Source organism: Curtobacterium sp. B8, from assembly GCF_000333315.1.
Taxonomy (GTDB): Bacteria; Actinomycetota; Actinomycetes; order Actinomycetales; family Microbacteriaceae; genus Curtobacterium; species Curtobacterium luteum.
Window position 1 is genome coordinate 1 of the sequence record NZ_BACW01000701.1, and the last position, 1159, is coordinate 1159.

Sequence of the window (1159 nt, forward strand, 5' to 3'; positions counted from 1 at the left end):
CGGCGAGGGTGAAGACCTCGTCCGAGGCGTCGTTCACGCCGAGCTTCGGGGTGACCTCGATCTTCGACGGGGCGATGCCGTAGGTGTGCTCGAGGTTCGTGACGGCCTGGATCGCCGACCGTCCCATCGCGCACGTCGATCCGGAGAGGACGCAGTTCGCGGTGGTGGCCCGCCCGAAGTCCATCGTCATGAGGTTGACCGTGTAGTGGGTCAGCGTCGACGCCTTGATGGCCTTGACGACGGCGTCACCGGTGCTGTTCAGGCCGCCGTACGACCCGTCGGACGCAGCGAGGGTCGCGAGCGTGAACGAGAACCGCATGCCCGGGTACTTCGCTTGCGCGAGTGCCGCGGCGTTCACGAGGTTCTGCACGTCGGCGGTCGACTGTCCGCTCTCGATGTCGAAGTCGACGCCGATCATGTGCGGGGTCGCGTACCGGGCGATGAAGGACTGCAGCGCCGTCCCCGAGCACGTGAAGGACCCAGCAGCGCCGCCGGTGCTGACGATGTAGTTCACCCCCGCGGCGTCGAGCTTCGGGATGTTGGCGCTCGCGAACGCATCGGCGGCGACGCCGCCCCAGTTCTCGCTACCACAGGTGCCCGTCGCGAACGCGAGGGTGATGGCCTTCAGCCCCGGCTCGCGGGTCGACACGAGGCTGTTCGACGATCCGACGACGGGGATGCGCGTCCCGGTGATCGCCGTGTTCATGACGTTCGTGTTCCAGTCGAGGTTCACCGTGACGTCCTTGTACGGGCTGAAGACCAGTCCGCTCGCGGTGCCGCCGCTGCCGCCGGTCCCCGTTCCGCCCCCGGTACCCGTCCCGCCGCCGGTACCCGTTCCGCCACCGGTGCCGGTCCCGCCTCCGGTGCTCGTCCCGCTGCAGGCGCCGGTCGAGCTCCACGGCTGCCCGCTCCCGGTCGCTCCCGAGTGCGTCGCCGGATCATCGCCCTGCGTCCACCAGTTCGCGGTGTAGTTGGTGCCGTTCTCGCTCACGGTGGCGCCGCCGGAGTACGCGGTGCCCGCGCTCCACGCGGTCGCGCACGCCGGTGTGGCGGCGGTCGCCGGGGCTGCGACGACGGCGCCGCCCGCGAGCGCTGCCGCCACCACCGCGACGATGCCGATCCTGGTCTTGCTGATCACACGGTTCTCCTGTCTTCGGCC

Annotated in this window: 1 protein-coding gene; it reads right to left on the minus strand. The window is 70.1% G+C overall.

Annotated elements, in window-relative coordinates; all coding sequences use genetic code 11:
• Positions 1–1138, minus strand: a 1138-nt coding sequence (locus tag I59_RS23710; protein WP_022905188.1) for a carbohydrate-binding protein, incomplete at its 3' end; no start/stop codon positions are given.
• Positions 1139–1159 lie beyond the last annotated feature (21 nt).